The sequence below is a fragment of the Geodermatophilus sp. SYSU D01180 genome, assembly GCF_054050415.1.
In genome coordinates this window covers 36,947-59,670 of sequence record NZ_JBJGZH010000020.1, presented here as the reverse complement: position 1 = coordinate 59,670, position 22,724 = coordinate 36,947, and the positions used below count along the sequence as shown (strand labels likewise).

The 22,724-nt window shown below is 76.0% G+C and carries 21 protein-coding genes and 1 riboswitch; of the genes, 13 read left to right on the top strand and 8 right to left on the bottom strand.

The window, feature by feature from the left end; all coding sequences use genetic code 11:
* Positions 1 to 4 precede the first annotated feature (4 nt).
* The 3 genes from ACI8AA_RS17440 to ACI8AA_RS17430 are packed head-to-tail and all read left to right on the top strand — an operon-like array spanning position 5 to position 3,524.
* Positions 5 to 1,108: a polyprenyl synthetase family protein gene (locus ACI8AA_RS17440; RefSeq protein ID WP_457045656.1), complete on the top strand. Its 1,104-nt coding sequence runs from the start codon at positions 5 to 7 to the stop codon at positions 1,106 to 1,108.
* Between the two features lie 2 nt (positions 1,109 to 1,110).
* A complete protein-coding gene (crtI, locus tag ACI8AA_RS17435) occupies positions 1,111 to 2,604 on the top strand; it encodes a phytoene desaturase family protein (RefSeq protein WP_457045655.1) in 1,494 nt (497 codons plus the stop codon).
* On the top strand, positions 2,601 to 3,524 hold the full coding sequence (locus tag ACI8AA_RS17430; RefSeq protein WP_457045654.1) for a phytoene/squalene synthase family protein: 924 nt from the start codon (positions 2,601 to 2,603) through the stop codon (positions 3,522 to 3,524). Before crtI ends, ACI8AA_RS17430 begins: the two co-directional genes overlap by 4 nt.
* Positions 3,525 to 3,533: 9 nt before the next feature.
* Here ACI8AA_RS17430 and ACI8AA_RS17425 read toward each other — a convergent pair whose 3' ends face one another.
* Positions 3,534 to 3,872 carry an Rv2175c family DNA-binding protein gene (locus tag ACI8AA_RS17425; RefSeq protein WP_457045653.1) on the bottom strand — a complete coding sequence of 113 codons (339 nt, stop codon included), beginning with the start codon at positions 3,870 to 3,872 and terminating at the stop codon, positions 3,534 to 3,536.
* 39 nt (positions 3,873 to 3,911) lie between these two features.
* A riboswitch (ZMP/ZTP riboswitch) is annotated at positions 3,912 to 3,995 on the top strand.
* Between the two features lie 25 nt (positions 3,996 to 4,020).
* Here ACI8AA_RS17425 and ACI8AA_RS17420 point away from each other — a divergent pair.
* On the top strand, positions 4,021 to 5,478 hold the full coding sequence (locus tag ACI8AA_RS17420) for a glycine hydroxymethyltransferase (protein ID WP_457045652.1): 1,458 nt from the start codon (positions 4,021 to 4,023) through the stop codon (positions 5,476 to 5,478).
* Positions 5,479 to 5,526: 48 nt separating this feature from the next.
* Here the strand turns inward: ACI8AA_RS17420 and ACI8AA_RS17415 are convergent, their stop codons facing one another.
* Complete coding sequence (locus ACI8AA_RS17415; RefSeq protein ID WP_457045651.1) at positions 5,527 to 5,664, bottom strand: hypothetical protein; 138 nt, start codon at positions 5,662 to 5,664, stop codon at positions 5,527 to 5,529.
* A gap of 166 nt (positions 5,665 to 5,830) precedes the next feature.
* Between ACI8AA_RS17415 and pknB the strand changes: the two genes are divergently transcribed.
* The 4 genes from pknB (at position 5,831) to ACI8AA_RS17395 (ending at position 11,075) form a co-directional block, all read left to right on the top strand.
* Complete coding sequence (gene pknB, locus ACI8AA_RS17410) at positions 5,831 to 7,822, top strand: Stk1 family PASTA domain-containing Ser/Thr kinase (protein ID WP_457045650.1); 1,992 nt, start codon at positions 5,831 to 5,833, stop codon at positions 7,820 to 7,822.
* Positions 7,819 to 8,697, top strand: coding sequence for a deoxyribonuclease IV (locus tag ACI8AA_RS17405; protein ID WP_457045649.1), 879 nt, complete (start codon positions 7,819 to 7,821; stop codon positions 8,695 to 8,697). The genes pknB and ACI8AA_RS17405 overlap by 4 nt, the downstream gene beginning before the upstream one ends.
* Before the next feature lie 123 nt (positions 8,698 to 8,820).
* Positions 8,821 to 9,690, top strand: coding sequence for a hypothetical protein (locus ACI8AA_RS17400; protein WP_457045648.1), 870 nt, complete (start codon positions 8,821 to 8,823; stop codon positions 9,688 to 9,690).
* A gap of 206 nt (positions 9,691 to 9,896) precedes the next feature.
* Positions 9,897 to 11,075 (top strand): S8 family peptidase, encoded by a 1,179-nt coding sequence (locus ACI8AA_RS17395; protein WP_457045647.1) that lies wholly within the window; start codon positions 9,897 to 9,899, stop codon positions 11,073 to 11,075.
* A gap of 45 nt (positions 11,076 to 11,120) precedes the next feature.
* Here ACI8AA_RS17395 and ACI8AA_RS17390 read toward each other — a convergent pair whose 3' ends face one another.
* The 3 genes from ACI8AA_RS17390 to ACI8AA_RS17380 all read right to left on the bottom strand — a co-directional run bounded on the left by ACI8AA_RS17390 (position 11,121) and on the right by ACI8AA_RS17380 (position 14,592).
* Positions 11,121 to 12,131, bottom strand: coding sequence for a threonine aldolase family protein (locus ACI8AA_RS17390; protein WP_457045646.1), 1,011 nt, complete (start codon positions 12,129 to 12,131; stop codon positions 11,121 to 11,123).
* A gap of 72 nt (positions 12,132 to 12,203) precedes the next feature.
* Positions 12,204 to 13,541, bottom strand: a complete 1,338-nt coding sequence (locus ACI8AA_RS17385) for a class II 3-deoxy-7-phosphoheptulonate synthase (RefSeq protein WP_457045645.1) — start codon at positions 13,539 to 13,541, stop codon at positions 12,204 to 12,206.
* 28 nt (positions 13,542 to 13,569) lie between these two features.
* Positions 13,570 to 14,592, bottom strand: a complete 1,023-nt coding sequence (locus tag ACI8AA_RS17380; RefSeq protein WP_457045644.1) for an ATP-dependent 6-phosphofructokinase — start codon at positions 14,590 to 14,592, stop codon at positions 13,570 to 13,572.
* A 98-nt stretch (positions 14,593 to 14,690) separates the two neighbouring features.
* Between ACI8AA_RS17380 and ACI8AA_RS17375 the strand changes: the two genes are divergently transcribed.
* Positions 14,691 to 15,086: a PaaI family thioesterase gene (locus ACI8AA_RS17375; RefSeq protein WP_387989316.1), complete on the top strand. Its 396-nt coding sequence runs from the start codon at positions 14,691 to 14,693 to the stop codon at positions 15,084 to 15,086.
* A 124-nt stretch (positions 15,087 to 15,210) separates the two neighbouring features.
* Complete coding sequence (locus ACI8AA_RS17370; protein ID WP_457045643.1) at positions 15,211 to 17,328, top strand: methyl-accepting chemotaxis protein; 2,118 nt, start codon at positions 15,211 to 15,213, stop codon at positions 17,326 to 17,328.
* Positions 17,329 to 17,368: 40 nt separating this feature from the next.
* Here ACI8AA_RS17370 and ACI8AA_RS17365 read toward each other — a convergent pair whose 3' ends face one another.
* Positions 17,369 to 17,857: a polyadenylate-specific 3'-exoribonuclease AS gene (locus ACI8AA_RS17365; protein ID WP_457045642.1), complete on the bottom strand. Its 489-nt coding sequence runs from the start codon at positions 17,855 to 17,857 to the stop codon at positions 17,369 to 17,371.
* A gap of 20 nt (positions 17,858 to 17,877) precedes the next feature.
* Entirely contained in the window at positions 17,878 to 18,786 is a 909-nt protein-coding gene (locus ACI8AA_RS17360; RefSeq protein ID WP_457045641.1) for a short-chain dehydrogenase/reductase, read from the bottom strand.
* A gap of 103 nt (positions 18,787 to 18,889) precedes the next feature.
* Here ACI8AA_RS17360 and ACI8AA_RS17355 point away from each other — a divergent pair, with 103 nt between their 5' ends.
* Genes ACI8AA_RS17355 through ACI8AA_RS17345 form a run of 3 tightly spaced genes read left to right on the top strand, consistent with a single transcriptional unit; the run spans position 18,890 to position 21,947 of the window.
* The gene (locus ACI8AA_RS17355; RefSeq protein WP_457045640.1) at positions 18,890 to 20,422 is read left to right on the top strand and encodes a flavin-containing monooxygenase; all 1,533 of its coding nucleotides are present in this window, start codon (positions 18,890 to 18,892) and stop codon (positions 20,420 to 20,422) included.
* The gene (locus ACI8AA_RS17350; RefSeq protein ID WP_457045639.1) at positions 20,419 to 21,360 is read left to right on the top strand and encodes an alpha/beta fold hydrolase; all 942 of its coding nucleotides are present in this window, start codon (positions 20,419 to 20,421) and stop codon (positions 21,358 to 21,360) included. Before ACI8AA_RS17355 ends, ACI8AA_RS17350 begins: the two co-directional genes overlap by 4 nt.
* Positions 21,361 to 21,371: 11 nt before the next feature.
* On the top strand, positions 21,372 to 21,947 hold the full coding sequence (locus ACI8AA_RS17345; protein WP_457045638.1) for a TetR/AcrR family transcriptional regulator: 576 nt from the start codon (positions 21,372 to 21,374) through the stop codon (positions 21,945 to 21,947).
* Here the strand turns inward: ACI8AA_RS17345 and ACI8AA_RS17340 are convergent.
* Positions 21,944 to 22,705 carry a lysophospholipid acyltransferase family protein gene (locus ACI8AA_RS17340; protein ID WP_457045637.1) on the bottom strand — a complete coding sequence of 254 codons (762 nt, stop codon included), beginning with the start codon at positions 22,703 to 22,705 and terminating at the stop codon, positions 21,944 to 21,946. The genes ACI8AA_RS17345 and ACI8AA_RS17340 overlap by 4 nt on opposite strands.
* Positions 22,706 to 22,724: the final 19 nt, after the last annotated feature.

The following is a 22,724-nucleotide window of genomic DNA, read 5'->3' as shown; positions in this document are numbered from 1 at the left end:
GTCCGTGGTCCGGCCCCTGGCACCGCCCCTGGAGGCCGCCGACCTGGACCGGATCCGCGGCGCGGTGTCCGCGGCGCTGACCGGCTTCCTCGAGGAGCAGCGGACCACGCTCGCCGGGATGGCACCGGCGCTCACCCCCGTCGTCGACGAGGTCTGCGCGCTCGCCGACGGCGGCAAGCGGCTGCGCCCGGCGTTCGCCTACTGGGGCTGGCGCGGGGTCACCGAGGACGTCAGCGGCCCGGCCGAGGACGACGCCGCGGTGCTGCGCGCGGTCGCCGCGCTGGAGTTCGTGCATGCCAGCGCCCTGGTCCACGACGACGTCATGGACGGCGCCCTCACCCGCCGCGGCCGCCCGGCCACGCACATCGGGTTCGCCTCGCGGCACGGCGACGGCGGCCTGTCCGGTGACGGTGAGGCCTTCGGCGTCGGCGCGGCCATCCTCGTCGGCGACCTCGCGCTGGTGTGGTCCGACGAGCTGCTGCGCCGCTCGGGCATCAGCGCCCCGGCGCTGGCCCGCGCCCGCTCGGTCTGGGACACCATGCGCACCGAGGTCACCGCCGGCCAGTACCTCGACCTGCTGCGCGCCGCCGGCGGCCTGCCCGGCGCCCAGGGCGCGCTCACCGTCGCCCGCTACAAGAGCGCCGGCTACACCGTCCAGCGGCCGCTGCAGCTCGGCGCCGCCATCGCCGGCGCCGGACCGCGCGCCGCCGACGTCTACACCGCCGTCGGCCTGCCGCTGGGCGAGGCGTTCCAGCTGCGCGACGACGTCCTCGGGGTGTTCGGCGACCCCGCCGTCACCGGCAAGTCCGCCGACGACGACCTGCGCGAGGGCAAGCAGACGCTGCTGGTCGCGCTCGCCGAGGAGGCCGCCGACGTCGCCGGCCGCCGCCTGTTGCGCACCTGCCTGGGCAACCCGGACTGCGACGCCGAGCAGCTGGACGCGCTGCGCCGGCTGATGGAGGACACCGGCGCCCGCGCCCGGGTCGAGGAGCGGATCGCCGAGCGCACCGCCACCGCCCGCCGCGCGATCGCCGACGCCCCGATCGCCGACGAGGCCCGCGCCGCGCTCGACGCCCTCGCCGTCGCCGCGACCTCGCGGACCGCCTGAGCGTGCGCACCGTCCCCGGGCCGACCGACCGGGTCGTCGTCGTCGGTGCCGGCCTCGCCGGCCTCGCGACGGCGCTGCGGCTGCGCGGCGCCGGCCGCGAGGTGACCGTCGTCGAGCGCGGCGAGGGTCCCGGCGGGCGCGCCGGCGTCGTCGCCCGCGACGGGTACGTGCTCGACACCGGCCCCTCGGTGTTCACCGCGCCGGAGCTGGTGGCCGACACGCTGGCCGCCGTCGACGAGAAGCTCGAGGACCGGCTGACGCTGGTGCCGCTGGAGACCACCTACCGGGCGCAGTTCGCCGACGGCTCGCACCTGGACGTGCACGCCGACGCCGACCGGTTCGCCGCCGAGGTGGAGGCGCTGGCCGGCCCGGCCGAGGCCGCCGCGCTGCGCCGCTACCTCGCCGACCTCGCCGAGCTCTACCGGCTCCAGCTGGACACCTTCATCGACCGCAACCTCGACACCCCGCTGGACCTGCTCGGCCCCGAGCTGTGGGCGCTGGTCCGGCGCGGCGGCTTCGGGCGGCTGTCGAGCCACGTGGCGCGGTTCTTCACCGACGACCGGCTGCGCCGGCTGTTCAGCTTCCAGGCGCTCTACGCCGGGGTGTCGCCGTTCCGGGCGATCGCCGCGTACGCGGTCATCGCGCAGCTCGACATCGGCGCCGGCGTCTGGCACCCGGTCGGCGGGATCGCCGCGGTGCCGCGCGCGATGGCCGCCGCGGCGGCGGACGCCGGCGTGGTGTTCCGGTACGGCGCGACGGTGGAGGAGCTGGAGCTGCGCGGCCGGCGGGTCACCGGCGTCTGCCTCGCGGGCGGCGAGCGGCTGCCGGCCGACGCCGTCGTCGTGACCACCGACGTGCCCGAGCGGCTGGTGCCGGGCTCCTCCCGCCGGCGGCGGCCCACCTACTCGCCGTCCTGCGTGACGCTGCACCTCGGCGTCCGCGACGAGCTGCCGGGGCAGGCGCACCACACGATCAGCTTCGGCGCGGCCTGGCGGCAGGTGTTCGACGAGCTGACCCGCGACGGCCGGCCGATGAGCGACCCGAGCCTGCTGGTGAGCATGCCGTCGGTCACCGACCGGTCGCTGGCGCCCGGCGGCGGGCAGGTGCTCAGCGTCGTCGCGCCGGCGCCGAACCTCGACCCGCGCTCCGGCGGCAACCCGGGCATCGACTGGGACGCCCTCGCCCCCCGCTACCGCGAGGAGGTGCTCGGTGTGCTCGAGGCCCGCGGCTGGACGGGGATCTCCGACGCGATCGAGGTGGAGCACGTGGACACCCCGCTGACCTGGGCGCGGCAGGGCATGGCGGCCGGCACGCCGTTCGCCCTGGCACACACCTTCGGCCAGACCGGCCCGTTCCGGACGCCGACGCTGCCCCGCCGCGGCCCGGAGAACGTGGTGCTGGCCGGCTCGTCGGTGCAGCCCGGCGTCGGCGTCCCGATGGTGGTGATCAGCGGCCGGCTGGCCGCCGAGCGGATCACCGGGCCGGTGACGCGGTGACGGCCACCGAGCGGCCGCTGACGCAGGCCGAACGGCAGGAGCGGCTCGACGCCGCCTACCGCCACTGCGCCGCGGTCAACGCCGAGCACGGCAAGAGCTACCACCTGGCCACCCGGCTGCTCACCGCCGACCGGCGCCCGGCGGTCCACGCGCTCTACGCCGCCGCCCGCACCGCCGACGACCTCGTCGACCACCCCGGCGCCGACCCCGAGGCCGATCTCGCCGACTGGTCGCGGGCGCTGCTCGACGAGCTGGAGGCCGGCTGGTCCGACGACCCGGTGCGCCTGGCGACGGTGCACACCTACCGCCGCTACCGCATCCCGGTCGAGCACCTCGTCGACTTCCTCGCCGCGATGACCAGCGACCTCACCGTCACCGGCTACGCCGACATCGCCGCCCTCGACCGGTACATGTGGGGCTCGGCGTCGGTGATCGGCCTGCAGGTGCTGCCCGTGCTGGGCACCGCGCCCGGCGTCACCCGGGAGGAGGCCGCGCCGCACGCCATCGCGCTGGGCGAGGCGTTCCAGCTGACCAACTTCCTGCGCGACGTCGCCGAGGACGCCGACCGCGGCCGGGTCTACCTGCCCGCCGACGTCATGGCCGCCCACGGCGTCACCCGCGAGCAGATCGAGGCCAAGCGGTACGACGCCCGCTTCCGCGCGCTCATGCAGGAGATGGTCGCGATCGTGCGCCGCCGCTACGACGACGCGGCCCCGGGGACGCCGATGCTCGCACCGGAGTCCCGCGACTGCGTGCGCGCGGCGACGGCGCTCTACGGCGGGATCCTCACCGAGATCGAGCGGGCCGACTTCCGGGTGCTCGACCGCCGGGTGACGGTGTCCAGGCCGCGCCGGCTCGGCATCTTCGCCCGCCGCCTCGCGAGCGCCCAGGCGGTGCGGCTCCGGACCCGGCGCGCCTAGGAGGCGGTCTCAGAAGGCGAGGGCCTGCGCGCGCCGGGTCACCTCGGTGTGCCGGTCCCCGCGCAGCGCCTCGACCGGCGTCCCGGGCAGCGACTCGTCGGCGCGGAACAGCCACTCGAAGACCTCGGCGTCGCTGTACCCGCCGTCCTTGAGGACGGTGATCAGCCCGGGCAGGTGCCGCAGGACCGCGCCGTCCTGGATGAAGTCGGCGGGGATGCGGCTGTTGCCGCTGCCCGGCACGGCCATGAGCTTGCCCTCGCGGACCAGCTGCCGGACCTTGTTGGGCGAGACCCCGAGGGCGTCGGCGACCTCTGCCGGCGTGAGGGTCTTCATCTCGTCGGGCTGCACGGTCCGAGCCTAGGACGGCGCGGGACCCGGCTACCATCGGCGGCGGGCCGTGACTGGCGCATCGAGGTGGGGCACCACCGGGGAGCGGCCTGCACTCCCCCGCCGGGCGCCTGGGCACCGCTGACGCCGACACCCGCCAGGAGCCCCCATGAGCGACGTGACCCCCTCCTTCGACGCCGCCGCCGCGTCCACCGCCTACCGCAGCGCCCTGTCGGTGATCGCCGAGGTCGAGCCCCGGGTGGCCGACGCGATCGGCGCGGAGCTCGCCGACCAGCGCGCCTCCCTCAAGCTCATCGCCAGCGAGAACTACGCCAGCCCCGCGGTGCTGCTGACCATGGGCAACTGGTTCAGCGACAAGTACGCCGAGGGCACCGTCGGGCACCGCTTCTACGCCGGCTGCCAGAACGTCGACACCGTCGAGGCGCTGGCCGCCGAGCACGCCCGCGAGCTGTTCGGCGCCCCCTACGCCTACGTCCAGCCGCACTCGGGCATCGACGCCAACCTGGTCGCGTTCTGGGCGGTGCTCGCCCAGCGGATCGAGTCCCCCGCCCTGGAGCGGGCCGGCGTCCGGCACGTCAACGAGCTCACCGACGAGGACTGGGCGACGCTGCGGCACGCCCTCGGCGACCAGCGGATGCTCGGCATGAGCCTCGACGCCGGCGGCCACCTCACCCACGGCTTCCGCCCGAACATCAGCGGCAAGATGTTCGCCCAGTCCTCCTACGGCACCGACCCGGGGACCGGGCTGCTGGACTACGACGCCGTCGCCGCCCGCGCGCGCGAGTTCCGCCCGCTGATCCTCATGGCCGGCTACTCCGCCTACCCGCGCAAGGTCGACTTCGCGAGGATGCGCGAGATCGCCGACGAGGTCGGCGCCACGCTCGTGGTGGACATGAGCCACTTCGCCGGCCTGGTCGCCGGGAAGGTCTTCACCGGCGACTTCGACCCGGTGCCGCACGCCCACGTGGTCACCAGCACCAGCCACAAGTCGCTGCGCGGCCCGCGCGGCGGGTTCGTGCTGGCCCAGCCCGAGTACAGCGACGCCGTCGACCGCGGCTGCCCCATGGTGCTCGGCGGCCCGCTGCCGCACGTCATGGCCGCCAAGGCGGTCGCCTTCGCCGAGGCCCGCCGCCCGGAGTTCGCCGGCTACGCGCAGGCCGTCGTCGACAACGCCGTCTCCCTGGCCGAGGGGCTGTCCCGCCGCGGCGCCCGGCTGGTCACCGGCGGCACCGAGAACCACATCGTGCTGCTCGACGTCTCCGGCTTCGGCCTCACCGGCCGGCAGGCCGAGTCGGCGCTGCTCGACGCCGGCATCGTCACCAACCGCAACGCGATCCCGGCCGACCCGAACGGCGCCTGGTACACCTCCGGCGTCCGGCTGGGCACGCCCGCGCTGACCACCCGCGGGTTCGGCGCCGCCGAGTTCGACCGCACCGCCGAGCTGATCGTCGACGTGCTGTCGCACACCAGTCCCACCGCCACGAAGGACGGCTCGCCGTCGAAGGCGAAGTACGTCGTCGACGCCGGCCTGACCGACAAGACCCGCGCGGCCGCGGCCGAGCTGGTCGCCGCGCACCCGCTCTACCCCGGGCTCGAGCTGTCCTGAGCCCGCGACGGCGGCCCGGCCCGGGGCGGGCGCCCCGGGCCGGGCCGGTCAGACGTCGCTGTCGCGGTCCTCGGGCTTCTTCGACGTCTCGACCTCGGTCTCGGTGACCGGGGCACCGCTGCCCTCGTCCGCGCCGCCGCGCTCGACGCCGTCCTGCGGGCCCGGCTCCGGTGTCTGCTCGCTCACGTGCTCGCCCTCTCCCTCGTCGGTCGGTGCCCGCACGCCTACCCCCGCCGGGGCGGGTGCACGCGGACGACCCCTCCCGTGACCGGTGTGACGGGAGGGTGTGCCGGCCCGTCCGCCTGCGCGTGTGCCGACCGATCCGGGGCCGGGCGCTCCTAGACTCCTGCTCGTGGACACCGCCGTGACCGACCCCGTGGTCGGCCTGGTCCTCGAGGGGCGCTACCGCCTCGAGGAGCGGCTGGCGCGCGGCGGCATGTCCACCGTCTACGCCGCCACCGACCTCCGGCTGCACCGCACCGTCGCGGTCAAGGTCATGGCCGAGCACCTCGCGCACGACCCGACGTTCGTCGGCCGGTTCACCCGCGAGGCCCGCGCCGCCGCGATGCTCAGCCACCCCAACGTCGTCGGGGTGAGCGACCAGGGCAGCGACCAGGGGCTGGTCTTCCTGGTGATGGAGCTGGTCCGCGGCCGCACGCTGCGCGACCTGCTGCAGGCCCGCGGCCGGCTGACCGTCGCCGAGGCCTTCGCCGTCCTCGAGCCGGTCCTGGCCGGGCTGTCGGCCGCGCACCGCGCCGGGATCGTGCACCGCGACGTCAAGCCCGAGAACGTGCTCATCGGCCACGACGGCACGGTGAAGGTCGCCGACTTCGGCCTGGCCCGCGCGCTCACCGGCACCGGGCAGACCAGCCACACCGGCGGCGTGCTCATCGGCACCGTCGCCTACCTGTCCCCCGAGCAGCTCGAGCGCGGCCGCGCCGACGCCCGCAGCGACGTCTACGCCGCCGGGCTGGTGCTGTTCGAGATGCTCACCGGCCACCCGCCCTACGGCGGCGACACCCCACTGGCGGTGGCCTACCAGCACGTGCACCACGACGTGCCCCTGCCCTCGGCCGAGGTGCCGACCGTGCCGTGGCAGGTCGACGAGCTGGTCAAGCGGACGACGCGCCGCGACCCCGCCGTCCGCCCGCTCGACGCCGGCGCCTTCCTGGCCGACCTGGAGGACGTCCGCAGCGACCTGGGCCTGGCCCGCGTGCCGGTGCCCACCGGGCGCAGCTCCGCGGGGCCCGCCACCATCCGGCCGACCAACCGGCCCCCGCGCCGGCACCCCAGCGACCCCGGCGACGGCGGCACCGAGCCGGGCACCGAGGTGCTCGGCGGCGGCCGCCCCTCCCGCGCCGGCCGCACCAGCCTGCTGCCGAACGTCGGCACCGGCTCGACGGCCGACGTCGGCGGCCGCCGGCCCGCCCCGCCGCAGCGCGCCGGCGTCTCCCCGCAGGTCCGGCGCCGCCGCGCCCGGCTGGCCGTCGCCGTGGTGCTGCTGCTGGCGGTCACCATCGGCGCGATCGGCTGGTGGATGGGCTCCGGCCGCTGGACGCAGGTGCCCTCGCTGATCGGCAGCGACCGCGCCGCCGCCGTCGACCTGCTGCAGGAGGCGGGCCTGGACCCGGTCTTCGCCGACGAGCAGTTCAGCGAGACCGTGCCCGAGGGCGTGGTCATCGCCGCCGACCCCGACAGCGGCGAGGCGATCCGCAACACCGACGTCGAGCTGGTGGTCTCCAGGGGGCCCGAGCGGTTCACCGTGCCCACCGACCTGGTCGGGCAGCCGATCGAGGCGGTGCGCGAGGCGCTGGCCGGCATCCCCGTCGTCCCCACCGAGCAGCAGGACTACGACGACGACGTCCCGGTCGGGTCGGTCACCGGCTTCGAGCCCGAGGCCGGCACGGAGGTCAGGCGCGGGGACCCGGTGGTCGTCTACGTCAGCCGCGGGCCGGCGCCGGTCGCGGTCCCCGACGTCGTCGGCCAGCCCGCCGACGCCGCGCAGGCCAACCTGGAGGCCGAGGACTTCACCGTCGTCCGCACCGAGGGCCGCAGCGCCGACGTCCCCACCGGGGCGGTCATGGCGGTCACCCCGGGGCCGGGCACCGAGGCGCCCTACGGCAGCGAGGTGACCATCCAGGTCTCCATCGGCGTGCCGCAGGTGACCGTGCCCGACGTGACCGGCATGGGCGAGGGCGAGGCGACCGCGGCCCTGGAGGCCGCGGGGCTGACGGTCACCACCTCCACCTTCATCACCGGCGACCGCGTGTACCGGCAGAGCCCGGGCGCGGGCACCGTCGTCGACCAGGGCAGCCAGGTGAGCCTGCTGCTGAGCTTCGGGTGACGCGGATCCCCGTCGGGGCGCACATCCAGGTCGCCGGTGGACTGGCCACGGGCGGGCTGCGCTACACCGACGCCGTCGGCGCGCAGGCGGTGCAGGTCTTCGTCGGGAACCCGCGCGGCTGGAAGCGGTCGGCCGGCGACCCCGCGCAGGACGCCGCGTTCGTCGCGGGCCTGGCCGAGCGCGGCGTCCCGTCATTCGTGCACACGCCGTTCCTGGTGAACGTCGGCTCGCCCACCCCGGCGACCGTCGACCGCTCGATCGAGACGATCGCCGCCGACCTCGCGCGCGGCGTGCAGCTCGGCGTGCGCGGCGTCGTCGTGCACGCGGGGTCCGCCGTCGACGAGGACCGCTACGAGGCCGCCCTGCACCAGCTGCACGAGCGGCTGCTGCCGGTGCTCGACGCCCTCCCCGACGACGGCCCGCGGCTGCTCGTCGAGCCGACGGCGGGCGGCGGCCGGTCGCTGGCGGCCACCGTCGAGGACCTCGGCCCCTACCTCGCGGCGCTGGACTGGCACCCGAGGGTGGGCGTCTGCCTGGACACCTGTCACGCCTGGGCGGCCGGGCACGACCTGGCCACCCCGGGCGGGACGACGGCGACGCTCGACGCGCTGGAGGCCACCGTCGGCCCGGGCCGGCTCGGCCTGGTGCACGCCAACGACTCCCTCGACGAGCGCGGCTCCAAGCGCGACCGGCACACCACCATCGGCGAGGGCTCGATCGGCGTCGGCGCCTTCGCCGAGCTGATGACGCACCCGGCGATGGCCGGGGTGCCGGTCGTCGTCGAGACGCCGAGCGCCGACCGCGGCCACGCCCGCGACATCGCCCTGCTGTGCGCCCTCCGCGACGACCGTCCGGCGGAGTCCTCCGCCGCCTGACGCAGGTGATCACTCCCCGTCCACGGTCGTCCGGGGCCCGCCCCGACCGCCGTGGACGCGTGGTGATCACCGGCCTGTGGACGGCGCCGGCGGGACACCCGTGCCGACCGGCAGGCTGCCGCGGTGCCCGAACCGCCGCCGGACCTGCTGCGCGGCCCCTTCCGCGGCAGCGAGGCACTCCGCCGGGGCCTCCTGACCCGGGGCCAGCTGCGCACCTCGGCCTGGCGGCGCCTGCGCCCGGACGTCTACCTCGCCGCCGATCGACCCGTCACCCACCTCACTCAAGCCGACGCCGTGGCGCTGGTGGCGCCTCCCGAGGCGGTGTTCGGCGGCCGCACCGCCGCTGTGCGGCACGGCGCCCGGCACCTCGCCGGGCCCGACGACCCCGTCGAGGTGGTCCTGCCGCCCGGCGTGCGCTGGCACCCGACCTCCGGCGTCCTCGTGCGCAGCGCGTCCCTCGCCGGCGACGTCGTGACCGACGGGCGGTGGTGTTGGACCGGCCGCACCCGCACCGCGCTCGACCTGGTCCGGCGCGGGTCGCTCGACGACGCCGTCGTCCTGCTCGACCAGCTCGTGCGGGCGGACGTGGCGGACCTGGCGGCGGTCCGCGCCGCAGCGGCCTCCCTCCCCCGCTGCCGCGGCAGCGCCCAGGCCAGGACGGCCGCCGCTCTCGCCGACGGGCTGGCCGAGTCCCCGCAGGAGACCCGGGTGCGGCTCCTCCTCGGCCGCTCCGGGGTGCCCGCACCCGTCGCGCAGCACGTCGTCCGGCACCGCTCCCGCTTCGTGGCCCGGGTCGACTTCGCCTGGCCCGACCGCCGCCTCGCCCTCGAGTACGACCGCGCCTGGCACGGCGACCCGGGCCAGTTCGCCCGCGACCGGGACCGGCTGAACCGGCTGCTGGCCGCCGGTTGGCGGGTCGTGTTCGTGACCGCCCGGGACCTCCACCACCCGGAGGAACTCGTCTTCCGGGTCGCCGCCGTCCTCGTGGCGTGATCATCACGCGTCCACGGTGGCTCGCCCGGCCGGCCGGCCGCCGTGGACGGGAGGTGATCACCGGGATGGCGGCGCGCCCGAGGAGGGCGACACGCCGCGGTCACCCTGCGGGTTCGCGTCTTCACTTGCGGTGACCTACGACACGGGATTGGCTCGCATCCCCCCGCAGTCGTCCGGCCGCGGAGAGTCACCCCGAGGAGCCGTCCTTGCCCACTCGTCGCACCCTGGCCGTCGGCATCGTCGCGCTGGCGACCGCCGGCCTCGGCGTCACCGCCGGCCCCGCCTCCGCCGCGCCCGCCGACGGCGGCCCGCGGGCCACCTACGTGGTCACCGTCGACCGCTCGACCCTCCCCGACCAGGCGGCGGACCGGGCCCGCGGCCTCGGCGGGCGGATCGCCCACGTCTACACCGCGGCGCTCACCGGCTTCGCCGTCGAGCTGCCCGAGGCCGCCGCGGGCCGGCTGTCGGCCATCCCGGGCGTGGTCGCCGTCGAGCGCGACCAGGTGGTGACCGCCGAGGGCACGCAGTCCGGCGCGCCGTGGGGCCTGGACCGCACCGACCAGCGCGACCTGCCGCTGTCCGGCACGTTCGGGTACGCCGCGACCGGCAGCGGCGTCACCGCCTACGTCATCGACACCGGCATCCACTACGCGCACACCGACTTCGGCGGCCGGGCGGTCTCCGGGTACGACGCCGTCGACGGCGGTCCGGCCGACGACTGCAACGGCCACGGCACGCACGTCGCGGGCACCGTGGGCGGCACCACGTACGGCGTCGCCAAGGGCGTGCGGCTGGTGGGCGTGCGGGTGCTCGGCTGCGACGGCAGCGGCACCACCGCCGGCGTCGTCGCCGGCATCGACTGGGTGACCGCGAACCACGCGGCGGGCGCGCCGGCCGTGGCGAACATGAGCCTGGGCGGCGGGGCGAGCACGGCGATCGACACCGCCGTCCGCAACTCCATCGCCGACGGCGTCACCTACGCCGTCGCGGCCGGCAACGGCAACAACGCGGGCGTGGCCCAGGACGCCTGCGCCTCCTCCCCCGCGAGGGTGCCGGCCGCGCTCACCGTGGGCGCCACCGACCGCACCGACACCGCCGCCTCGTTCAGCAACCACGGCACCTGCGTGGACCTGCTCGCGCCCGGCGTCGGCATCACCAGCACCTGGCACACCTCGCCGACGGCGACCAGCACGATCAGCGGCACGTCGATGGCCACGCCGCACGTCGCGGGCGTCGCCGCGCTGTACCTGCAGGGCCACGCGGGCGCCGCGCCGGCCACGGTCGCCGGGGCGGTCACCGCGGCCGCGACGACGAACCACGTGACGCTCTCGCGCACCGCCACCCGGGCCGGCACGCCGAACCGGCTGCTGTTCAGCTCGTACTGAGCCGCGGCGCCCGCCGGCCACCCTCGCGGTGGCCGGCGGGTGTCCTCAGCGGTCGAGGAGGGCGGCGAGGACGTCGCCCGCGCGCTCGACGGCGGCCCGGTCGACGTCGAGGTGGGTGACCAGCCGGATGCGGCGCGGGCTCACCTGGGACACCAGCACGCCCTGCGCCTTCGCGGCCTCGGCCACCACGGGCGCGGGCACGTCGTCGACGACGACCATGTTCGTCTCGACCGTGGCCGGGTCGACGCCCAGGCGCTTGGCCAGCAGCCGGGCGTGCTCGTGGTCCTCGGCCAGCCGGGTGAGGTGGGAGTCCAGCGCGTACAGCCCGGCCGCGGCCAGCACCCCGGCCTGCCGCATGCCGCCGCCCAGGCGCTTGCGCCACAGTCGGCCGACGGCGATCCGCTCGGCCGACGCCACCAGCACCGACCCGACCGGCGCGCCGAGCCCCTTGGACAGGCAGACCGACGCGGTGTCGGCCAGCCGCCCGTAGGTCGCGAGCTCGACACCCGAGGCGACGTGCGCGTTCCAGACCCGGGCGCCGTCGAGGTGCACGGCGACGCCGGCCTCGCGGGACCAGGCGAACAGCCGCTCGAGCTCGGCCAGCGGCTGCACCCGCCCGCCGCCGCGGTTGTGCGTGTTCTCCACGGCGACGGCGGCGGTGGCGGTCAGGTGCCAGTCGCCGCGCGGGCGCACCTGGTCGATCAGCGCGTCCGCGTCGAGCAGGCCGCCGTCGGAGACGACCGTGCGGGTGGAGATGCCGAACACCGCGGCCGCGGCGCCCATCTCGTAGGTGACCACGTGCGCGTCGGCGTCGCAGAGCACCTCCTGGCCGGGCTCGCAGACCAGCCGCATGCCGATCTGGTTGCCCATGGTCCCGGAGGGCACGAACAGCGCCGCCTCGTGGCCGAACAGGTCCGCGACCCGCTCCTCCAGCGCCCGGATCGCCGGGTCCTCGCCGTAGACGTCGTCGCCCACCTCGGCCTCGGCCATCGCCCGGCGCATGCCGGGCGTGGGGCGGGTGACGGTGTCGGAGCGGAGGTCGGTGAAGGAGGTCATCCCGTCAGGCTTTCCGGCCCCGCCGCAGGGGCCCGCCGTGAGCTTGCGAACGGTGGGGGGCAGCGGGGTCCTTCACCCACGCAGCATCTCCGCCACGAGGAAGGCCAGCTCCAGGGACTGCCCGGTGTTCAGCCGCGGGTCGCAGGCGGTCTCGTACCGGCTGTTGAGGTCCTCGTCGCTGATCTCCATGGCCCCGCCGAGGCACTCGGTGACGTCCTCGCCGGTGAGCTCGACGTGGATGCCGCCGGGCCAGGTGCCCAGCGCGCGGTGCACGTCGAAGAAGCCGAGGACCTCGTCGACGACCCGGTCGAAGTGCCGGGTCTTGTAGCCGGTCGAGGACTCGTGGGTGTTGCCGTGCATCGGGTCGCACTGCCACACGACCTGGTGGCCGCCGGCGGTGACCTTCTCCACGATCGGCGGCAGGACGTCGCGGATCTTCCCGTTGCCCATGCGGCTGATCAGCGTCAGCCGGCCCGGGACGCCGTCGGGGTCCAGCCGCTCGACCAGCTCGGTGGCCTGCTCCGGGGTGGTCGAGGGCCCGATCTTGACGCCGATCGGGTTGGCGATGCGGGACATGAACTCCACGTGCGCGCCGTCGAGCTGGCGGGTGCGCTCGCCGATCCACACGAAGTGCGCCGAGGCGGCGTAGGGCCGGCCCTCGTGCACCCGCAGCAGCGCGGCCTCGTAGTCGAGGATCAGCGCCTCGTGGCTGTTGTAGAGCTCGACGCCGCGCAGCGCGCTGTCGTCCACCCCGCAGGCCTTCATGAACGCCAGCGCCCGGTCGATCTCGCGGGCGATGACCTCGTAGCGGACGCCGGCCGGCGAGTTGGCGACGAAGTCCTTGTTCCAGTCGTGGACGGCGTGCAGGTCGGCCAGGCCGCCGTGCGCGTAGGCGCGGATCATGTTCATCGCCGCGGCCGAGTTGGCGTAGGCGCGCACCAGCCGGTTCGGGTCGGGGATGCGCTTCTCGAGCACCGGCTCCAGCGAGTTGACCATGTCGCCGCGGTAGGACGGCAGGCCCAGGGCGTCGGTGTCCGACGAGCGCGGCTTGGCGTACTGCCCGGCCACCCGCCCGACCTTGACCACCGGCACGCTCGCGCCGTAGGTGAGGACGACGGCCATCTGCAGCAGCGTGCGCGTGGTGCTCTGCAGGTGCGCGTCGGTGTTGAGGTCGAAGGTCTCCGCGCAGTCCCCACCCTGCAGCAGGAACGCCTTGCCCTGCGCGACGAGCGCCAGCCGGGAGCGCAGCTCGTCGACCTCGCTGGGCGCCACGATCGGCGGCACGGACGACAGCGTCGTGAGGACGCCGTCGAGGGCGGCGCGGTCGGGCCAGGTCGGCTGCTGGGCGGCGGGGAGCTCGCGCCACCGGTCGAGACCGGGCACCGGCTGCGGGGAGGGGGACACGCTCACGCCGTCGAGGGTACGGCGGTCACCGCCGTCACCCGAAGAACACCTCGGCCTCGGCGTACCGCTCCAGGGGCACCAGCTTGAGCCGCGCCGTGGCCTCCGCGATCGGCACCGGGACGACGTCGGTCCCGCGCAGGGCCACCATGACACCGGAGTGCCCCTCGTGCAGCGCGCCGACCGCGGCCAGGCCGAACCGGGTGGCCAGCACCCGGTCGAACGCCGACGGCGTGCCGCCGCGCTGGATGTGCCCGAGCACCACCGCGCGCGCCTCCCGGCCGGTGCGCTCCTCGAGCAGCGCCGCCAGCGCCGCCCCGATGCCGCCGAGCCGGACGTGGCCGAAGGCGTCGCGCTCGCCGGTGGCGGTCACCAGGCCGCCGTCGGCCGGCCGCGCCCCCTCGGAGACGACGACGATCGGCGAGTAGCCGGACTCGAAGCGGTGCAGGCAGTGCGCGACCACGGCCTCGACGTCGAACGGGCGCTCGGGCACCAGCACGACGGTGGCGCCGCCGGCCATCCCCGCGTGCAGCGCGATCCAGCCGGCGTGCCGACCCATCACCTCGACGACCAGCGTCCGGTGGTGGCTGTCGCCGGTGGTGTGCAGCCGGTCGATGGCCTCCATCGCGACGCCGACCGCGGTGTCGAAGCCGAAGGTGTAGTCGGTGCCGTCGAGGTCGTTGTCGATCGTCTTGGGGACGCCGACCACCCGCACCCCCTCCCCCGTCAGCTTCGCGGCGACGCCGAGGGTGTCCTCGCCGCCCACCGGGACCAGCGCCTCGATCCCGTGCCGCTCGAGGGTGGCCATCACCCGCGCGGGGCCGCCGTCGATGGCGTAGGGGTTGGTGCGGGAGGTGCCGAGCACGGTGCCGCCGCGGGGCAGCAGCCCGCGGACGGCGGGCAGGTCCAGCGGCACGGCGTCGTCGTCGAGCAGGCCGCGCCAGCCGTCGCGGAAGCCGACCACCTCGTCCCCGGCCCCGATGCCGCACCGGACCACGGCCCGGATGACCGCGTTGAGGCCGGGGCAGTCTCCCCCGCCGGTCAGGATCCCGATGCGCACGACGCCTCCCGGAGGGACGAACCGCAGGTCAGCACGATCCTGCACCCGATCCGGACCGCGGTCACCGTCTGCGCGCCGGAACCGGCAGGATCGCCGGCGTGGACCCCGCCGAGCTGCTCGCCCTGATGCCCTTCGCCGTCGCCACCGGCGTCGAGCTGGACCGGGCCGGGCCCGGCGAGGTCGCCGGCCGGCTGCCGTGGGCGCCGCAGCGGTGCACCGCCGGCGGGGTGCTGCACGGCGGGGCGCTGATGACGCTGGCCGACACCGTCGGCGCCGTCTGCGCCTTCCTCAACCTGCCGCCGGGGGCGTCGACGTCGACCCTCGCCTCGTCGACGTCACTGCTGCGCGCGGTCCGCGGCGGCACCGCGCACGCCACCGCCCGCCCGCTGCACGTCGGCCGCTCGACGGTCGTCGTCCTCACCGAGGTGACCGACGACGACGGCCGGCCGGTGGCCTCGGTCACCCAGACCCAGGCCGTGCTCGGACCCGCCTGAGTCACGGTCCGCCCCACCCGCCCCGGCCGCCACACGCCGGCGGGTTCCGGTACAGGACCGGCCGCACCGTGCCGACGCTGCGGCGCGGTGCCGGGCGCTCTGCCCGGGCCGGGAGGGGGACGACGTGCTCGGACGCTGGGGCATCAGGACGAAGGTGGTCGCGCTGGCCGTCGCCAGCGTGGCGGCGACCGGCGGCGCGATGGCCGGGGTGAGCGCGTGGCAGAGCGCGCGGTTCGCCGACACCACGCAGGAGTCGGTGACCGAGCTGGTCGAGGAGAGCGTCGCGCGCACCGCGGCCGGCGTGCAGGACGTCGTCGCCACCCAGGGCCAGTCCACCGCCGCGCGGGTCGACAGCCAGCTCGCCGTCGCCCTCGACGTGCTCGCCCGCTCCGGCGGGCTCACCGTCGGCGGCCCCGGCGGGCCCGTGCGGTGGGAGGCGAAGAACCAGCAGTCCGGCGAGGTGACGCCGCTCGACCTGCCCCGGGTGACCGTCGGCGGGCAGTGGCTCGGCCAGAACGCCGACCCCGCCGTGCCCACCGCCGTCGTCGACCAGGTGGAGGCGCTGGTCGGCGGCACCGCCACGGTCTTCCAGCGCACGCCCTCGGGCGACATGCTGCGCGTGGCGACCAACGTCACCGGCGCCGACGGCCGGCGCGCGATCGGCACCTACATCCCCGCGGTCAACCCCGACGGGCAGCCCAACCCGGTGGTCGCCGCGGTCACCTCCGGGCAGACCTACCGCGGCAACGCCTTCGTCGTCGGCTCCTGGTACGTCGCGGCCTACACGCCGCTGCTCGACCGGGCCGGCCAGCTGGTCGGGATGCTCTACGTCGGCGAGCAGCAGCAGGCCATCCCGGCGCTGCGGGAGAGCCTGGAGGCCACGCAGGTCGGCGCGCACGGGCACGTCGAGGTGTGGGGCGGCACCGGCGACCGCGCCGGCACCGTGCTGGTCAGTCCCGACGGCGCCCGCGACGGGCAGGAGCTGATCGACGCCACCGACGCCGACGGCCGCCCCCACGTGCGGGAGATCGTCGACGCCGCCCTCGGCCTCGAGGACGGCGAGCAGGCCACCGTGCACTTCACCGACCCCGAGGCCGGCCCGACCACCGCCCGGGTCGCCTACTACGCGCCGTGGGACTGGGTGCTGGTCACCCTCGCCCGCGACGCCGACTTCACCGGCCCGGTCGACCGGCTCGCCGACGGCCGCGCCGCGATGGTGACCGCACTCGTCCTCGCCGCCGTCCTGGTCGCGCTGCTCGGCGGGGTCGTCGCCTGGCAGCTCGGCCGCCGGCTCACCGCGCCGCTGGACCAGCTGCGCGCCCGCATGGCCGAGATCGCCGACGGCGAGGGCGACCTGACCCAGCGCATGACGGTCACCGGCGACGACGAGGTCGGCCAGCTGTCCGCGGCGTTCAACCGGTTCGTGGAGAAGGTCGCCGGCACCGTGCGCGACATCGGCGGCTGCGCCCGCCAGGTGGCCGCGTCGGCGTCGGGCGTGGCCGCGGTCGCCGACGGGCTCGCCACCCGCGCCGCCCGCAGCCGCGACCAGGCGCAGTCGGCGCACACCGCGGCCAGCGACATCAGCGCCGGCGTGTCCGCGGCCGCCGCCGGCGCGGAGGAGATGGGCCTGTCGATCACCGACATCGCGCGCAGCGCCGCCGAGGCCGCGCAGGTGGGCCGGCAGGCCGCCGAGCTCGCCCGCCGGACCGAGGGCGCGATCGCCGCGCTGGGCACCAGCTCCGCGGAGATCGGCGAGGTGGTGCGCGTCATCGCCGCCGTCGCCGAGCAGACCAACCTGCTCGCGCTCAACGCGACCATCGAGGCCGCCCGCGCCGGCGAGGCGGGCAAGGGCTTCGCCGTCGTGGCCAACGAGGTCAAGGAGCTCGCGCAGGAGGCCGCCCGCGCCAGCGACGACATCGCGCGCAAGGTCGAGGCCATCCAGGCCGACACCGGCGCCGCGGTCGGCTCGATCACCCGGATCGCCGAGGTCGTGCACGCGATGAACGACCACCAGCTCACCATCGCCAGCGCGGTGGAGGAGCAGTCGGCGACCACCCGCGAGCTGACCCGCAGCGTCGCCGCGGCCGCCGAGGGCGCGGGCTCGGTGTCCGCCACGCTCACCACGGTCAGCGCCGACGCCCGCGACAGCGCCGACGACGTCGACCGGGCGCACGCCGCCGCGGTGGAGCTCGACGGGCTCTCCCAGGAGCTCACCCGCCTGCTCGCCGTCTTCACGGTCTGAGGCCGCCTCCCCCGGCCCGGAGGCCGCCCGGGCCCGCCGCTCAGCGGGGCCGGGCGGCCTCCATCGCCTGCCAGCGGGCGAGGTTGTAGCGTGCGTCGACCAGCGCGTCGTGCGTGCCGGCCGGCTTGGGCGGCAGCTCCGGCCGGCCGACGTCGTCCCACCGCTGACGCAGCTCCCGGGTGAACCGGGGCACCGCCCGCGGCAGCGCCGTCATCGGCCCCCACAGCTGGGCCAGCGCCACGTGGTCGTAGGCGGCGAACCACGCCCACAGCTCGACCTCCTCCCCCGGGCCGGTGAGGAAGGCGAGCAGGTCGTCGCGGATGCGCCGGCGGCTGCGCCACGCCCGGTCGGCCGGGGGCGGCAGCTGGTCCAGCACGTTGCGGCGCACCCACGGGATGGCGCGGCGCTCGTCGAACTCGGTGCTGACGGCGTAGAACTCGCGGCCGGTCTCGTCGACGACGCCGATCGAGACGAGGTCGATCGTCGTCCCGTCCTCGATGAACTCGGTGTCGTAGAAGAACCGCCGCACACCGACCACCGTAGGTGCGCTCAGCCCGCCCGGCGGCCGCCGACCGAGGACCGGCCGAACTCCTGCCCCTGCAGCGCGGCGACGTCCCGCTCGAGCTGCGGCACGCGGGCGGCGGAGAGCCGGAGCACCAGCTTCTCCGCCACCGCGCCGGTGACCGCCTGGCGCAGCGCCGAGACGACGCCGACCGAGCGCGGCACGAACACCCGGCGGCCGCGGGTCTCCAGGTTCTCCGCCAGCGCCTCGGCGCACTCCTCCACCGAGGTGTAGGCGCCGAGCGGGCCCGGCAGCCGCCGGCGGGTCTCGGCGAAGGTGGGCAGCGCCGCCTCGGTGTCGCGCACCAGGTCGGTGTCGATCCAGGTCGGGTGCGCGCTGGCCACGGTGACGCCGCGGTGGGCCACCTCCAGCCGCAGCGCGTCGCCGAAGCGCTCGAGCCCGGCCTTGGCCGCGCAGTAGGCGCTCATGCCCGGCAGCACCGTGAACGCGGCGGCGGAGCTGACCAGCAGCACGTGCCCGCGCCTCTCGGCGACCTCGGGCAGCGCGGCGTGCGCGGTGAGCACCGCGCCGGTCAGGTTCACCTCGATCGTCCGCGACAGCGCGTGCGCCGAGCCGGTCATGACCGTGGTCAGCGGCGCGATCCCGGCGTTGGCCACGACGACGTCGAGGCCGCCGAAGGTGTCCACGGTGCGGGCGACGGCGGCCCGCAGCGCCTCGGCGTCGGTGACGTCGCACTCCACCCACAGGTGCTCGGGGCCCAGCTCGTCGGCGACCCGGGCCAGCAGCTCCGGCTCCAGGCCGGCCAGTGCCACCCGGGCGCCGCGGGCGGCGGCCCGGCGGGCCAGCTCGGCGCCGATCCCGCGCGCCGCACCGGTGATCAGCACCGCCTTCCCGGCCAGCGGGGTGCGGGTCCTCCTGCGGGACGACAGCGGCATCGGTGCTCCCTGGGGTCTCGGGTGCTCGTGTTGAGCATTGCTCAACGAGGGTTGTAGCTTGTCGACCGTTGCTCAGCAAGCGGGGACCCGGAGGAGCGCAGCGGTGACCAGCACACTCGACAGGCCCGTCCCGGGCGCGGCGGACACCCGGGAGGTCGGCGTCGCGATCATCGGCACCGGCTTCGCGGGCCTGGGGATGGCGATCAGGCTGGTGCAGCGCGGCGAGACCGACGTCGTGCTGCTCGAGCGGGCGCACGACGTCGGGGGCACGTGGCGCGACAACCACTACCCGGGCGCCGCCTGCGACGTGCAGTCCAACCTCTACTCCTTCTCCTTCGCGCCCAACCCGGACTGGCCGCGCTCCTACTCCGAGCAGCCGGAGATCCAGGCCTACCTGCAGGCCACCGCCGACCGCTTCGACGTCCGGCGGCACTGCGTCTTCGGCGCCGAGGTCACCGCCGCGCGCTGGGACGACGCCGCCCGCCGCTGGGACGTCGAGACGACGGCCGGCCGGTTCCGCGCCCGCGTGCTCGTCTCCGCCGCCGGCGCGCTGGCCGACCCCAGCCGGCCCGACATCCCCGGCCTGGACTCGTTCGCCGGCACCGTCGTGCACTCCGCGCGGTGGGACGACGAGCACGACCTCACCGGCGAGCGGGTCGCCGTCGTCGGCACCGGCGCCTCGGCGATCCAGATCGTCCCGGCGATCCAGCCGCGCGTCGGCAGCCTGGCCGTCTACCAGCGCACGCCGCCGTGGATCGTGCCGCGCACCGACCACCCGGTGTCCCCGCGGGTGCAGCGGCTGTACCGGCTGGTCCCCGGCTTCCAGCGGCTGGTCCGCGCGGTGCTCTACCTGGCGCGCGAGTTCCTCGTCCTCGGCATGGCGAAGGACCGGCGGTTCCTCGGGCCGGTCGGCCGGGTGGCGCGGGCGCACCTGCACCAGCAGGTCCGCGACCCGGAGCTGCGGAAGGCGCTGACGCCGGACTACACGATCGGCTGCAAGCGCATCCTGATCAGCAACGACTACTACCCGGCGGTGTCGGCGCCCAACGCCGAGCTGGTCACCGCCGGCATCGCCGAGGTCCGGCCGCACTCGGTCGTCACCGTCGACGGGGTCGAGCGGCCCACCGACACGATCGTGCTGGCCACCGGCTTCTCCGTCACCGACCTGCCCATCGCCCGGCGGATCACCGGCCGCGACGGCCGCACCCTCGCGCAGGTGTGGGACGAGGGCATGGTCACCAACCGGGGCAGCGCCGTCGCCGGCTTCCCCAACCTGTTCCTGCTGGTCGGGCCGAACGTCGGCGTCGGCCACACGTCGATGGTCTACATGATCGAGTCGCAGGTGGCCTACGTCGACGACGCGCTGCGCACCATGGCCGCCGAGGGCCTGGACGCCCTCGAGACCACCCCCGAGGCGCAGGAGGCCTACCGCGAGCTCATCGCCCGCCGGTCCCGCGGCACGGTGTGGCTGGCCGGCGGCTGCGGCAGCTGGTACCTCGACCGGCACGGGCACAACACCACGCTCTGGCCGGACTTCACCTTCCGCTTCCGGCGGCTGACCCGGCGGCTGGACCGCGAGAACTACGTCGGCACCCCCGCCGGCGTCCCGGCCCGCACCCCGGAGGTGGCCGCGTGAGCACGACCGCTCCCCTGCGGCTGCGCCGCACCGCCGCCGTCGCCACCCCCGACGGCGCCCTGCTGCACGCCACCGTCGAGGGTCCCGACGACGCCCCCGTGACGCTGGTCCTCGCGCACGGCTGGACGCTGTCGCAGGCCGCCTGGGACGACGTCGCCGCGCTGCTCACCCCGCAGGTCGCCGACGGCCGGCTGCGCCTGGTCCGGTACGACCAGCGCGGCCACGGCCGGTCCACCTGGGGCGGCGCGGAGATCTCGATCGACCGGCTGGGCGCCGACCTCGCCGCCGTGCTCGACCAGCTGGCGCCGACCGGCCCCGCGGTACTGGCCGGGCACTCGATGGGCGGCATGACGGTCATGTGCCTGGCCGCGGCCCGGCCGGAGCTGTTCGGCGACCGCGTGCTCGGCGTCGCGCTCGTGTCGACGTCGGCCGGTGACCTGCAGCCGCCGCCGCGCACCCGCGCCGAGCGGGTCCGGCAGCGGCTCACCCCCGGCGCGCTGTCGCTCGCCCTGGCCGGCGCCCGCGTCGTCGAGCGGCTGCGCCGGCTGGTGCCGCCGGAGCACCCGCGGCACCGGGCGGTCGTGCGCGACCTGCTCTACGGCGCCGACGCCACCGACGCGATGGTGCGCGCCGGGGCGGAGATCGTGCACGCGACCACGGTGCGGGCGTTCACCGCGTTCCTGCCCGCGCTGGGCGACCACGACAAGTCCGCCGAGCTGGCCGCGCTCACCCGCGTGCCGGTCGAGGTGCTGGTCGGCGACTCCGACAGGCTGACCCCCGTGCACCACACCCGCCGGCTCGCCGAGGCCCTGCCCGCCGCGCACGTGCAGGTGGTCCCGCGGACCGGGCACATGCTCCCGAACGAGCGGCCCTCCCTGGTGACCGCCTCGATCGCGCGGCTGCTCACCGAGGCCGCGGCGTCCCGGGCCGCCGCCTGAGCGGACCGGCCGTGCCCACGCCCCCCGCCCGCTCCCGCCGGTCGGCCGCCGACCGGCGGGAGCAGCTGGTCGGGATCGGCCTGCAGCTGCTGCCCACGACCCCGGTGCAGGAGCTGACCATCGACGAGGTGGCCCGGCGGGCCGGCATCAGCCGGAGCCTGCTGTTCCACTACTTCCCGTCCAAGCGGGAGTACTACCAGGCGGTGACGCGGGCGGCGGCGGACCTGCTGCGCGCCCACCTCACCCCGCCGGCGGACCTGCCGGCCACGGAGCGCCCGGCGTGGATGCTGGACCGCTACGTCGGCTGGGTGGAGACCTACCGGGAGTCGCACCTGGCGTTCGTCCGCGGCGCGGCCGGCGGCGACCCGTGGGTGGCCGAGGTCTACGAGGAGACCCGCGAGGCGCTGGTCGACCTCGGCATCGGCGCGCTGGGCGGGCTCGAGGACCCGCTGCGCCGGCAGCTGGTGCGCTCGTGGTTCGCCTTCACCGAGGACCTCGTGCACCAGTGGGTGCGCGAGCCCGCGACCAGCCGCGACGAGCTGCTGGCCCTGCTCACCGACCTCCTCGGCCGGCTCCTCGACCGCTAGCCGGCGAGGGTGTCGGGCGCCCGGTCGCCGGCCTCGCCGGCCGGCGGCTGCAGCCGCCCGACGACGTCGGAGGCACTGGCGCCGGTGGCCTGCATCGACTTCTTGACGGTGGCGCCGTAGACGTCGACGTACTCCTGGCCCGACATCGTCATGATCTCGTACATGATCTCGTCGGTGATCGACCGCTCGACGAAGCGGTCACCGGCCAGGCCCTCGTAGCGGGAGAAGTCCAGCCGCTCGCCGAAGCGCACGCGCACCCGGACCAGCTTCCTCCCGAACGGCATCCGCCGCGGCCGGTAGACCATCGCCACCGGGATCACCGGCACGCCGGTCTCCAGCGCCATGCGCGCCACGCCGACCTTGCCCCGGTACAGGCGGCCGTCGGGCGAGCGGGTGCCCTCGGGGTAGATGCCGAGCAGCCGGCCCTGCCGGAGCATCCGGAGGCCGGTGCGGATGGCGTCCTCGGCGGCCGTGGCGCTGGCGCGGTCGATGGGCACCTGGCCCGCGCCGGAGAAGAAGGCCCGCTGCAGCCACCCCTTCACGCCGGTGCCGGTGAAGTACTCCTGCTTGGCCAGGAAGGTGACCCGCCGCCGCAGCGACAGCGGCATGAAGATCCAGTCCGACGCCGAGAGGTGGTTGCTGGCCAGGATCGCGGCGCCGTCGGCCGGCACGTGCTCGCGCCCCTCCGCCCGCGGGCGGAAGACGAGCTTCACGACCGGCCCGATGGCCACGAACTTGAGGAACCAGTAGAACAACACGCCTCCCTGTGGAACTGCC